Origin of the sequence: Kitasatospora sp. NPDC093806 (assembly GCF_040683335.1) — a bacterium.
In the GTDB taxonomy this organism is placed as follows: Bacteria; Actinomycetota; Actinomycetes; order Streptomycetales; family Streptomycetaceae; genus Kitasatospora.
Map to the genome: position 1 here is coordinate 48,108 of NZ_JBFBDO010000003.1, position 12,188 is coordinate 60,295.

Below are 12,188 nucleotides of genomic sequence, written 5' to 3' on the forward strand. Positions count from 1 at the left end.
TCAGACGGTACGGCGGTCGACCAGGACCGGGCGGTCCGGGAGGGTGAGCGCGGCGTCGGAGCCTACCGGGAGGGTGGCGGCGGTCTCGGTCGGCAGGTCGGCCTTGACCTCGGTGCCGTCGGTGAGACGGACGGTGAGGCGGGTGACGGCGCCGAGGAAGGACGCGGAGACGACCTGGGCGGGACCGTTCGGGGACGGCGTGAGGATCACGTTCTCGGGCCGGACCAGCACGTCCAGCGAGCCGTCCGCCGGCAGCGCGCCGTCGACGGCGTGGCGGCGGCCGAGGACCTCGACGCCGTCGCCGGAGCGCACGCACGGGATGCGGCTCATCGTCCCGACGAACTCGGCGACGAACGCGGTGGCCGGGCGGGCGTAGAGCTCGGCCGGGGCGGCGCACTGCTCCAGGCGGCCGGACCGCAGCACGGCGACCCGGTCGGCCATCGACAGCGCCTCCTCCTGGTCGTGCGTGACGAACAGCGTGGTGATCCCCAGCTCCTGCTGCAGGCGCCGGATCTCCTCGCGCAGCGAGAGCCGCACCTTGGCGTCGAGCGCGGACAGCGGCTCGTCGAGCAGCAGCACGCGCGGCTGCAGGGCGAGCGCGCGGGCGAGCGCGATGCGCTGCTGCTGGCCGCCGGACATCTGGTGCGGGTAGCGGTCGGCGTGCTGCGGCAGGCCGACGAGCTCCAGCAACTCCTTGGCGCGGCGCAGGCGTTCGGCCTTGCCGGTGCCGCGCATCCGCATCCCGAAGGCGACGTTGTCGGCGGCGGTGAGGTGCGGGAAGAGGCTGTAGGACTGGAACACCATGCCGGCGTCGCGCTTGTGCGCGGGGATCGCGGTGATGTCCTTGCCGTCGACCAGGACCTGTCCGGAGTCGTGCTGCTCGAAGCCGGCCAGGATGCGCAGCGCGGTGGTCTTGCCGCAGCCGGACGGGCCGAGCAGGGCGAGGAGTTCGCCCGGCTGGACGGTGAGGTCGAGGCCGTCCAGCGCGGTGGTGGCGCCGAACGTGCGGCGCAGCGAACGGAATTCGACGGTGGCGCCGCCCGAGCGGGTGGCGGTCTTCTCAACGGCGAGGGAGGTCACGGGAGTTCTCCGGATGGCGGTGCGGGGGAGTGAAGGGAGCGGGGAGGTCAGGAGGTCTTGCGGCCGCGCTCGCGGCCGAGGGTGGCCAGCAGGAGCAGCAGCAGCCAGGTGATCAGCAGGCTCAGGATGGAGACCGCGACCGACATGTGGGCCTGGCTGTTGCCGACCGAGTAGATCCAGACCGGGAAGGGCTGGTAGCCGAGGATGGAGGCGGCGGTGAACTCGCCGAGCACCAGGGCCAGGGTGAGGAAGGAGGCGTTCAGCAGGGCGCCGCGCAGGTTGGGCAGGACCACCGTGAACACCGCGCGCGGCCAGCTGGCGCCGCAGTTGCGGGCGGCCTCGACCAGGGTGCGCAGGTCGACGGCGCGCAGGCCGGCGTCGAGCGCCCGGTAGGCGAGCGGCAGCGACATCAGCACGTACGCGATGACCAGCACCGGCGGGAAGTCCGGGTCCTGGAGGAACACGAAGGTCTGGAAGAACGGCGTGTCCATCAGGTAGTCCGGGCCCCAGCGGAGCACGCCGATCAGGCCGGCGGTGAGCGCGACCGGCGGGACGACCAGCGGCAGGGTGCAGAGCACGTCGATGACCGGGCGCAGCTTGGGCGCGCCGAGCCGGACCGCGATCAGCGCCGGGACCAGCAGGAGCAGCAGCACCAGCACGGTGGCGAGGGCGAGCCCGAGGGTCAGCCAGAGGCTGTCGAGGAAGCCGGGGGCGGAGAGCAGCCCGGTGTAGGCCTCGAAGGAGTAGCCCTTGGGGTCGTCGATGGAGAAGTACGCGGCGGCCGCGAGCGGGACCACGAAGTAGACGCCGGCGATCAGCAGGACGGCGCCGCGCCACCAGCGCACCTTCGGCCGGCGGGAGAGGGCACGGGCGGGGGTGGTCAGCTGAGCCATCGGGCGCTCCGGCGCTGGAGGGGGAGGTACACGGCCATCACCAGGACGGCCACGATGATCATGTTGAGGCTGAGGGCGAGGGCGAGGTTGCCCTGGCCGACCAGCACGTTGCCGGAGAGCGCGTCCGCGATCGAGCGGCTGACCAGCGGGACGGTCGCGCCGACCATGGCGGCGGCGGTGGCGTAAGCGGCGAAGGCGCTGCCGAACAGCAGCACGAAGCCGCCGAGCAGCGAGGGCAGCAGGATCGGCAGCGCGACGTACCGCCAGTACTGGACGGTGGTGGCCCGGTTGTTCTGGGCCGCCTCGCGCCACTGCACCCGCAGGCCGTCCAGGGCCGGGGTGATGGTGAGCACCATCAGCGGGATCAGGAAGTACAGGTAGACGATGGTCAGGCCGGTGAACGAGTAGAGCGTCCAGCCGTGGTCGGTGAGGTGCAGCAGCTTGGTGACCTCACCGGCGTTGCCGAGGGTGGCGACGAAGGCGAAGGCGAGCGGCAGTCCGCCGAAGTTGGCGAGCACGCCGGACGCGGTGAGCACCGCCTGGCGCAGCCAGCCGTGCCGGGAGGTGACGACCGCCTGGGCGATCGGCAGGCCGATCACGGTGGCGAGCAGCGCGGTCAGCCCGGACAGCTTGAGGCTGCTCAGCATGGCCGTCCAGTAGGCGCCCTGGACCGAGGCGGTGATGTTGTCGAAGGTGAACTGGCCGCCCCCGCCCTCCGCGTCGGTCGAGGTGGTGAACGCGCCGATCACGATGGCGACGGTGGGCAGGCCGAAGCCGACCAGGAAGAACAGCAGCAGCGGGACGGTGGCGAGCCAGGAGGCGCCGGCGAGGCGCCGGCGGGCACGCCGGCCGGGGGTGGCCGTGGGGGTGGTGGTCGTGGCGGTGGCGGTGGACGCCCCCGCGCCGCCACCGAGGTCGGTGGCGGCGGGGGTGGTCGGCACCGGGGTGGGAGCCGTGGTCATGAGTGCTTTCTCAGCCCGTTCGAGTTGTGCCGACTGGTTCGTCAGCCCGCGATGGCCTTGGTCCAGTTCTCGGTCACGGTCTTCTTGGCGGCCGTGATCTGGTCCTGGGTCGGGAAGGTGGTGAACGGCTTCTCGACGGCGGGCAGCTTGGCGGCGGCCGCGGTGTCCAGGGTGCCGTCCTTCTTCAGGGCCTCGAAGGTGGCGGGGGTGGCGTAGCCGCCGAGGAAGAGGTTCTGGCCCTCGGCGCTGAACAGGTACTCCTGCCACAGGCGGGCGGCCGCCGGGTGCGGGGCCCACTTGTTGATGCCCTGGTTGTAGAACTGGGCGTAGGAGCCGTCGTTGGGGACGGAGACCTTCCAGTCGACGCCCTTGTCCTTGAACTCGTCGGTGTAGCCGGCGTTCAGGTAGGACCAGTCGATCGAGATCGGGGTCTCGCCCTTCTCGATGGTGGCCGGGGTCGACTCGACCGGGTTGAAGTTGCCGGACTGCTTCAGCTTGGCGAAGAAGTCGATGCCGGGCTGGATGTTGTCCAGCGAACCGCCGTTGGCGAGCGCGGCCGCGTAGACGCCGCCGAACGCCGAGCCGGACTTGGTCGGGTTGCCGTTGAGGGCGACCTGGCCCTTGTACTCGGGCTTGAGCAGGTCGGCGAAGGTCTTCGGGCAGTTGGCGACCTTCTTGGCGTCGCAGCCGATCGAGATGTAGCCGCCGTAGTCGTTGACGCGGGCGCCGCTCGGGTCCTTCATGGTGTCCGGCACCTTGTCGAAGGTGGCCACCTTGTAGGGGGCGAGCAGGCCGTCCTTGACCGCCTGGAGGGCGAAGGCGCTGCCCAGGTCGACGACGTCGGGGGCGCGGTCCTGGCCCTTGCGGGAGGTGACCGCGTTGATCTCGTCCTGGCTGGAACCGTCCGGGTTCTCGTCCTCGATCTCGATGCCGTACTTGGCCTTGAACGAGTCCATGATCTTGCCGTAGTTCGCCCAGTCCTTGGGCAGCGTGATGACGTGCAGCTTGCCCTCCTTCTTGGCGGCGGCCACCAGGGCGTCCATCCCGCCGAAGTCGGCGGCGGAGGTGGCCTCCTTGGCGTCCTTGGCGCCGGCCTTGGCGGCGTCGCCGGCCTTGGCGCTCGAACCGGCGGAGCCGCAGGCGGTGAGGGAGAGCGCGGCAGCGGTCAGAACGGCCGCGAAGGCGGCGGCGCGGGCACGGTGCACGGTCACGGGTCAGTCTCCTGAATCAGGGGGCGTACTGCGAGGGGGCGTACCGCGGGGGAGTCCGCGGCGCTGCGTCTCGCGAAGGGCGGCGGCCCGGCCGGGTGAGCGGCCGATCGACGTCGTCCGAGTTGACTAGCCAACTTCGCTGACGGGGGTAAGTACGCCGGAGCCCGGTGACGGGAAGGTGAACGGATGGCCCAGAACCGGGGTCGGCTGCGGGAACGGTCGAATCAGGTCGCCGACGGAAGATCGCCGGAGTGCCATGCTTCAACGGCGCAGCGGGATAAGGTCGGGCTGTCCGTGCCGCTCCGGGCTGCGCAGGACACCGCCCAGGAGGGACATTGACTGACGTGGCACTGGAGCCCGAGCGCCCCGAGGCCCGCCCGGCCGCCGGCTCGCTCTACCGCAAGGTCGCCGCCGACCTGCGCGAGGCGATCACCACCGGCGCGTTCGGCGAGGCCGGCCGGCTCCCGGCGGAGGGCGCGCTCGCCGAGCAGTACGGCGTCTCGCGCGGCACCGTCCGCCAGGCGCTCGCCGTGCTGCGCTCCGACGGCCTGGTCACCTCGCGGCGCGGCACCCGCCGGGTGGTGCTCGGCACCGCCCGGGTGCAGAGCTTCTCCGAGCTGCTCAGCTTCACCCACTGGGCGTACTCGATGGGCGAGGAGCCCGGCGGCATCCTGGACTCGCTGGTCCGCCGCCCGGCCGACGCCGCCGAACGCGAGCAGCTGCGCCTCGAACCGGGCGCCGACGTCTACGTGACCGTCCGGCTGCGGACGCTGTCCGGCAAGCCGGTGATGGTCGAGCGGACCATCTACCCGCCCCGGGTCGGCGAGATCGTCGCCGAACTGCCGCCGGACGTCGTCTCGCACACCGAAGTCCTGCGCGAGCACGGCATCCTGTTCACCGACGCCGACCACACCATCGACATCGTGGCCGCCAACGGCGACGACGCCCGCCTGCTCGGCTGCCGCCGCGGCGGCCCCCTGCTGCGCGAGCGCCGCCGCACCACCGACCCCACCGGCACCCCGGTGGAGTGGTCCCAGGACCGCTACCTCCCCGGCACGGTGGCCTTCAGCATCCACAACTCCCTTGCCACCTCCGCCCTTTCCCGGCACGCCCGGGAGGGTGACTGAGTCCGGGGCGGGGACCCGGGCGGCCGGGCCGCCCCGGCGGGCTCACGTCATCAGGGCCGCCAGGAGGGGGCGGAAGTGGGCGAAGTCCGGGGTGGTGGCGTCGGCGGTCTTGGCCTCGTCGTCCCAGCGGCGGACGGCGACCGCGTCGGTGGCGGCGGGGTGGGCGGCGAAGGCGGTGGCCTGGGCGGGGCTCATCGGGCCGCCCTGGACCTGGAGGGTGTACTCGGAGGCCTCGGAGAGGCGGGCCCGGTAGGCCGGTTCGACGGCGCAGAGGTAGCGCTTGGCGGCCACGTGCAGGCGGATCGGCTCGGTGACCTCCGGGCCGAACCAGCGGGCCAGCCAGTCGGCGCCGGTGTCGCTGTGCCGGTTGTCCTGACCCTGCATCAGATCGCGTCCGTGCAAGGCTCCTTGGAAGTGGCCGACGTCGTGCAGCAGGGCCGCCGCGACCAGGTGCGGGGGCGCGCCCGCGGCCTCGGCCAGGGCACCCGCCTGGAGCATGTGCTCGGCCATGGTGACCGCCTCGCCCAGGTACTCGCCGGCGCCCTCGCCCGCGAACAGGGCGGCGAGTTCGTCCAGCGCGGCGGTGCGGCGGTGCAGCACGGCGAGGGTGGAGGCGAGTGAGTCCAGGTCGGCGTAGCAGCCCTGGAGGTGGCGGCGGCCGTCCTGCTCGAAGGCCGTGCGGGCGTGCAGCAGACGGACGTTGTCGAAGATCAGGCAGTCGCCCGGGTCGAGCCGGAACTCCAGCTGGAGCTCCGGGCGCAGGGTGATCGCGGCGAACGCGCGGTAGGCGGCGTAGAACGCGTCCAGCTCCTCGGCGGAGCCGCGCAGGGTGGCGATCGAGCGGTTGTTGAACCGGACCTCGCGGATCCGGCCGAGCGGGTCGACGTCGATCAGCGGGCGGTCGGCGCGCAGTTCGGTGTTCCGGTCGCGGAAGACGAACGGGACGAGGGTGCGGGTGAGCACGGCGAAGGCGTCCGGGGCCTCGGCGCGCAGCAGCGCGGCCGCCCGGAAGCCGTCGACCAGGCCGGAGTCCCCGCCGGTCGCCGAGTTCTCCAGGCAGTGCAGGAGTTGGAGGGTGGGCACCGGGTCCCGGTACGGGTTGTCGGTGTGCGGGGTGATCGCGACGCTGGTGAAGGCCAGGTTGTTGGGGTCCGGCTCGACCCGGACGTCGAACAGCTCGCCGTAGTTGGTGACCCGGACGTGGCCGAAGGTCTCGGCGACCCGGAGCACCTGCCGGTCCACCGTCGGGACGCCGCGCAGCACGGCGAAGCCGGAGCGGCGGACGGCGGTCAGCACGGCGGCCCGCTCGGCCGGGTCGGCGAGGTAGGCCTCCCAGTCGGCCTCGGGGATGCCGCGGGCGAAGTCGGCGGCCGTCCAGAGCCGCTTGTCCGCCTCGGTCCGGCCGTCGCCGCCCTCCTGCGCGGGCGGGCCGGACGGGTAGCGCGAGCGGTGCCCGTCGGACCAGAGCACCTCCAGCCGGCCGTCCGCCTCGGTGTGCGCGGCGATCGTCAGGTCGTCCGGCAGGTCGGTGATCTGGAACAGCTTCTGCCCGTTGCGCGGGTCGCGGCACTCGGCGCAGGGGCAGTTGTCGCGCAGCCAGTACGGCGACAGCGACGCCGCCGGCGACGGCTCGGACGCGGGTGTCTCCATGGGGTTCTCCCTCCTCGGCCTGGCAAAGTTGTATAGCCAACTTGCCGTGAGCAGGAGCCTGCCGGGGCGGGGTGAGATCGGGGTGCCGGGGAGATGAACGATTCGGGAACGGTGTCCGGACGGAGCCCCGGAGCCCCTTGCGTCCAGGGCGCTGACCTGCTCGGATGTGCCGGTGCTCGAACATGATCAACCGATTGCCGACGTGCCCCCCGCCGATGTGACCCCCGCCGCTGAGGCGCCGGCCGCCCCGCGCTCCCGTCGTCGGCTCTGGCTCGGCCTCGCCGCCGCGGCGGTCGTCGGCGCCACCGCCTTCGGGGTGGCCTTCGCCGACAACTTCGCCGCCCTCGGGGCCTACCGCTACAGCCCGCCGAAGGAGTTCCAGGGGCTGTCGCTCGACCCGGACGCCTCGCGCGGGAAGCAGCCGTTCCGGCTCCGCGGCGACTCCGGCGTCTCCGCCACCACCTACCGCAGCACCGACGGCAGGCGCCTGATCTCGGTGACCGCCACCGAGATGCACATCTTCCTGCCCGCCTCGCAGCTCGACGAGGCGATCGCCGTCCAGCAGCGGAACGGCTTCACCTTCGCCGGCCTGCACGACGTCGACCCGGGCGAGCGCGGCGGCGTGATGAAGTGCGGCCGGGCCGCCTTCGAGGACGGCGAACTGGCCCTGTGCACCTGGGCCGACGGCAGCATGTGGTCGTCCTTCGCCGAGCTCCTGGACGGCGCGACCGTCGACCCCGACACCCTCGCCGACCGCGCCCGCGACTTCCGCCGCCTCGCCGAGGTCCCGGCGGGGTAGCGCGTGCCCGGCCGGGGACACCCCTCGGCCGGGCCGGGCCGGGCCGCGCCCGTCGGAAGGCTGCCGGGTGGGGGTGGGTGACGGCCCCGGCTGAGCCGGCCCCGGTCCCGCCGGCCCGCTGTCCGCTATCCGGCGGGGGTGAGGGCGGCGGCCCAGGCCGCGTCCGCGGCGGTCAGGGCCGGGGCGGGGGCGGCGCCGGTGGCGGTGGCCAGGGCGGTGAGGGTGGCGCGGACGGTGTCCGGGGTGGCCGCGGGGCCGTAGTGGTTGACGCGGATCATCTCGGCGGCCAGCGCGCCGCCGCCGGCCTGGACGGGCAGCGACGGGTCCAGCCGGAGCACCTCGGCGGCGAGCGTCGCGGCGTGCGTGCCCGCCGGGGTGCGCAGGGTGGTGGCGACCGGCGCCGCGTGCGCGTCCTCGGGGACGAACGGGGTGAGCGTGCCGAGCGCCCGGACGCCGGCCCGGGTGGCGGCGGCCGCCGCGCGGTGGCGGGCGATGACGGCGGGCAGGCCGTCCGCCGCGATCCGGTCCAGGCAGGCGCCGAGCGCGAGCATCTCCAACTGGGCGGGCGCGTGCGGCAGTGCGGTGCGTCCGGCGTCCGTCCAGCGCTCCTTCCAGTCGAGCAGCGAGAGGTAGGAGCGGCGCGGGGCGGCCGGGTTGGCGGTGATCCGCTCCCAGGCCCGGGTCGAGACGGAGACGGCGGAGACGCCGGCCGGTCCGCCCATCGCCTTCTGCCCGCCGATCACGCACAGGTCGACGCCCCACTCGTCGGTGAGCAGCGGCTCGGCGGCGACCGAGGCGACCGCGTCCAGCATCAGCAGCGCCCCGTGCTCGCGCACCACGGCGGCGATCGCGGCGACCGGGTTGGTGTTGCCGGTGGCGGCCTCGGCGTGCACCAGGGAGACGAAGTCGATCGTCGGGTCGGCCGCGAGGGCCTCGGCGACCTGGTCGGCGGTGACCGCGCTGTCGAACGGCACGGCGAGGTCGACGACCTTGGCGCCGCAGTCGCGCAGCCAGTTGCCGAAGGTCTGCCCGTACGGCCCGGTGACGATGTTGAGCGCGGTGGAGCCCGGGTGCGCGGCGCCGCGGATCGCGGCCTCCAGCGGCAGCAGCGCCTCGCCCTGGGTGACGATCACGTCGGCGGTGGTGCGCAGCAGCGCGGCGACCTTGTCCTCGATGGCCGCGAAGTCGGCGGCGCTGAGCGGGGGGAGGTCGAGGAAGGGGCTCACGGTGGCGGGGGCCTTTCGTCGCGGGGGCAGCGGGGCGGGGACGGGGACGAGCTGGGTGGGCGGAACGAGTCTGCCCCATTTTCGGTGCTTACAAGGATCGTCCCCGTCGGTAGAGTGCGGGCCATGAGCGATGGCGCGGTGCTGCACGTGCGGGGTCGGGTGCTGGTCGGTCCGGAGGACGTCCGGGACGAACTCTGGGTGGTGGACGGGCGGGTGACCTTCTCCCGCCCCACGGCGGCCGGGTCCGGCGCGGCGGACGTCCGGACGGTGGACGGCTGGGTGCTGCCCGGTCTGGTCGACGCGCACTGCCACGTCGGCCTGGACGCGCACGGCGCCGTCGACGAGGCCACCAGCGAGAAGCAGGCGATCACCGACCGGGACACCGGCACCCTGCTGATCCGCGACGCCGGTTCGGCCGCCGACACCCGCTGGATCGACGACCGGGAGGACCTGCCCCGGATCATCCGGGCCGGCCGGCACATCGCCCGCACCCGCCGCTACATCCGCAACTACGCGCACGAGATCGAGCCCGGCGACCTCGCCGCCTACGTCCGCGCCGAGGCCCGGCGCGGCGACGGCTGGGTCAAGCTGGTCGGCGACTGGATCGACCGCGAGCGCGGCGACCTCGCCGCCTGCTGGCCCGGCGACGCGCTCACCGAGGCGATCGCGGCGGCGCACGAGGAGGGCGCGCGGGTCACCGCGCACTGCTTCGCCGCCGAGTCCCTGCCGGACCTGCTGGCCGCCGGCATCGACTGCATCGAGCACGCCACCGGCCTGACCGAGGAGCTGATCCCGGCCTTCGCCGAGCGCGGAGTGGCGATCGTGCCGACCCTGGTCAACATCGCCACCTTCCCGGGGCTGGCCGCGGGCGGCGAGGGCAAGTTCCCGGCCTGGGCCGCGCACATGCGCCGGCTGCACGAGCGCCGCTACGACACGGTGGGCGCGGCGCACGACGCCGGCGTCCCGATCTTCGTGGGGACGGACGCGGGCGGCTCGCTGGCCCACGGCCTGGTCGCGGAGGAGGTCGCGGAGCTGGTCCGGGCCGGGCTGAGCCCGGCCGAGGCGCTGTCGGCGGCGAGCTGGGGGGCGCGCGAGTGGCTGGGGCGCCCCGGCCTGGAGGAGGGCGCGCCGGCGGACTTCGTGGTGTACGCGGAGGACCCGCGCGCCGACGTCCGGGTGCTGGCCGATCCGCGGCTGGTGGTGCTGCGCGGGCGCCCGGTGGCGTGAGGGCCCGGCCGGGGGCTCGTGCGATGATCATCTCGGTGAACGGGCTGTCGGTGTAGGCCGATAGGGTTACGCCCATGGCACCGCGTCCACTGAACGAGATCGTCGAGCCCGGTTGGGCCACCGCGCTGGAGCCGGTGGCCGGGCGGGTCGCCGCGATGGGCGACTTCCTCCGCACCGAGCTGGCCGCCGGCCGCACCTACCTGCCCTCGGGGCCGAACGTGCTGCGCGCGTTCCAGCAGCCCTTCGCGGACGTCCGGGTGCTGATCGTCGGCCAGGACCCGTACCCCACCCCGGGCCACGCCGTCGGGCTCAGCTTCTCGGTGGCGGCGGACGTCCGGCCGATCCCGGCGAGCCTGATCAACATCTTCCAGGAGTACGGCACCGACCTCGGCCTGCCGCAGCCGTCCAACGGCGACCTCACGCCGTGGACGCGGCAGGGCGTGCTGCTGCTGAACCGCGCCCTCACCACCGCCCCGCGCAAGCCCGCCGCCCACCGGGGCAAGGGCTGGGAGGAGGTCACCGAGCAGGCGATCCGCGCCCTGGTGGCGCGCGGCGGCCCGCTGGTGGCGATCCTCTGGGGGCGCGACGCGCGCAACCTGCGCCCGCTGCTGGGCGAGGTGCCGGCGATCGAGTCGGCGCACCCGAGCCCGTACTCGGCGAGCAGCGGCTTCTTCGGCTCGCGGCCGTTCAGCCGGGCCAACGAGCTGCTGGCGCGGCAGGGGGCGCAGCCGGTCGACTGGCGGCTGCCGTAGCAGATCGGTGTCAGCAAAGAGCGTCAATCTCACTCCAACGGGTGAAATGACGTTCTGTGTTGCTCGTGTGACGGATCGTACGAGAAGACTGGCGGCTCATCGCATCGTCTGAGCCGTGGGGGTTCCGCCATGTCTTCTCGGTCTGCTCGCTCTTCTCGCCGAATCGTTTCCGCAGCCGCCGCCGTCGCGGCCTGCACCCTGCTCACCGTCCCGTCCGCGCACGCTGCCGAGCCGACGCCGGCCGCACCGGCTCCGGCACCGGCCGGCTCGCCCGGCAAGGCGCGCGCCGTCACCGCCGAACTCGACCTGGACGTCAGCCTGTTGAACAAAGCCGTCGACGTCCCGGTCGACCTCGCGCTCAACAAGGTCGAGTCCCCGGCGCAGCGCGAGGGCACCCTGCTCACCGCCAAGGTCGACGGGGTCGACCAGACCGGCCCGGTCACCCTGGTCAAGGCGGAGGTCGGCAAGTCGGTGACCAAGGTCGACGCCAAGGGCGCCACCGCCTCCGTCACGCTCGCCGACGCCGATGTGCACGCCCCCGGCCTGCCCGCGACCACCCTGCTCGGCCTGGAGGCGCTCAGCGCCACCGCCACCTGCCCGGTCGACGGGCAGCCGACCGCCGACGTGGTCGCGCCCGCCAAGCTCACCGTCCTCGGCAAGCCGGTCACCCTGAGCCTGTACGGGCCGACCAAGGTGGACGTACCGCTGGTCGGGAGCGTGTCGGTGGAGTTCTCGAAGAAGACCACCACCTCCAGGACGGCCGCCGCCTCGGCACTGGAGGTCCAGGTGGCGGTGAACCCGCTGAACCTCAACGTCGCCAAGGTGACCGGCACCATCACGGTCGCCTCGGTGAGCTGCGAGAAGCCGGTCCCGGGCCCCGGCACGCCCGCGCCCACGACGGTGCCGACGTCCGCCGCCGCCGTCGCCCCGACGGAGACCCCGTCCGCCCAGCCGGTCGCGGACACCACCCCGTCCGCGGCCCCCACCGGCAAGGGCGCGGCCGTCCCGCCGGCCGCGACCGGGGCCCCGGCCACCCACCGCCCGGCGTCCGCGGCCGCGCCCAAGACCGCCCCGGACAGCCTCGCCGCCACCGGCGGCAGCAGCGCCACCACCCCGCTCGCCGTCGGCGCTGCGGCCCTGGTCGCCGGCGGCGCCTGCGCCCTCTGGGCGACCCGCCGCCGCCGGGCCGCCACCGCGAGCCACGCCCGCCGGCGCTGAACGCGGCACCGCAGTCCGTTCTCTCGGCTGCGGGAGTGCCACC

11 protein-coding genes are annotated in these 12,188 nt (G+C 73.9%); 5 read left to right on the forward strand and 6 right to left on the reverse strand.

Annotation, left to right across the window (positions count from 1 at the left end):
• The 4 genes from AB0N76_RS03765 to AB0N76_RS03780 are packed head-to-tail and all read right to left on the reverse strand — an operon-like array spanning position 1 to position 4,146.
• A complete protein-coding gene (locus AB0N76_RS03765; protein ID WP_363552775.1) occupies positions 1-1,080 on the reverse strand; it encodes an ABC transporter ATP-binding protein in 1,080 nt (359 codons plus the stop codon).
• A gap of 47 nt (positions 1,081-1,127) precedes the next feature.
• A complete protein-coding gene (locus AB0N76_RS03770) occupies positions 1,128-1,973 on the reverse strand; it encodes an ABC transporter permease subunit (protein ID WP_363552777.1) in 846 nt (281 codons plus the stop codon).
• Positions 1,961-2,935 carry an ABC transporter permease subunit gene (locus tag AB0N76_RS03775; protein ID WP_363552779.1) on the reverse strand — a complete coding sequence of 325 codons (975 nt, stop codon included), beginning with the start codon at positions 2,933-2,935 and terminating at the stop codon, positions 1,961-1,963. The genes AB0N76_RS03770 and AB0N76_RS03775 overlap by 13 nt, the downstream gene beginning before the upstream one ends.
• Before the next feature lie 41 nt (positions 2,936-2,976).
• Entirely contained in the window at positions 2,977-4,146 is a 1,170-nt protein-coding gene (locus tag AB0N76_RS03780) for an ABC transporter substrate-binding protein (RefSeq protein WP_363552781.1), read from the reverse strand.
• Between the two features lie 344 nt (positions 4,147-4,490).
• Here AB0N76_RS03780 and AB0N76_RS03785 point away from each other — a divergent pair, with 344 nt between their 5' ends.
• Positions 4,491-5,273 (forward strand): GntR family transcriptional regulator, encoded by a 783-nt coding sequence (locus tag AB0N76_RS03785; protein WP_363552783.1) that lies wholly within the window; start codon positions 4,491-4,493, stop codon positions 5,271-5,273.
• Between the two features lie 42 nt (positions 5,274-5,315).
• On the opposite strand, the gene AB0N76_RS03790 is transcribed toward AB0N76_RS03785, so the two are convergent.
• Complete coding sequence (locus AB0N76_RS03790; protein WP_363552785.1) at positions 5,316-6,923, reverse strand: phosphonate degradation HD-domain oxygenase; 1,608 nt, start codon at positions 6,921-6,923, stop codon at positions 5,316-5,318.
• A gap of 202 nt (positions 6,924-7,125) precedes the next feature.
• On the opposite strand from AB0N76_RS03790, the gene AB0N76_RS03795 reads away from it, so the two are divergent.
• Positions 7,126-7,722, forward strand: a complete 597-nt coding sequence (locus AB0N76_RS03795) for a hypothetical protein (RefSeq protein ID WP_363552787.1) — start codon at positions 7,126-7,128, stop codon at positions 7,720-7,722.
• A gap of 125 nt (positions 7,723-7,847) precedes the next feature.
• Here AB0N76_RS03795 and AB0N76_RS03800 read toward each other — a convergent pair whose 3' ends face one another.
• Entirely contained in the window at positions 7,848-8,948 is a 1,101-nt protein-coding gene (locus AB0N76_RS03800; RefSeq protein WP_363552789.1) for an aminotransferase class V-fold PLP-dependent enzyme, read from the reverse strand.
• 123 nt (positions 8,949-9,071) lie between these two features.
• On the opposite strand from AB0N76_RS03800, the gene AB0N76_RS03805 reads away from it, so the two are divergent.
• The 3 genes from AB0N76_RS03805 (at position 9,072) to AB0N76_RS03815 (ending at position 12,145) form a co-directional block, all read left to right on the forward strand.
• Positions 9,072-10,175 carry an amidohydrolase family protein gene (locus AB0N76_RS03805; protein WP_363552791.1) on the forward strand — a complete coding sequence of 368 codons (1,104 nt, stop codon included), beginning with the start codon at positions 9,072-9,074 and terminating at the stop codon, positions 10,173-10,175.
• A 74-nt stretch (positions 10,176-10,249) separates the two neighbouring features.
• Entirely contained in the window at positions 10,250-10,927 is a 678-nt protein-coding gene (locus AB0N76_RS03810) for a uracil-DNA glycosylase (protein WP_363552793.1), read from the forward strand.
• Positions 10,928-11,056: 129 nt separating this feature from the next.
• Positions 11,057-12,145 carry an SCO1860 family LAETG-anchored protein gene (locus AB0N76_RS03815; RefSeq protein WP_363552795.1) on the forward strand — a complete coding sequence of 363 codons (1,089 nt, stop codon included), beginning with the start codon at positions 11,057-11,059 and terminating at the stop codon, positions 12,143-12,145.
• Positions 12,146-12,188 lie beyond the last annotated feature (43 nt).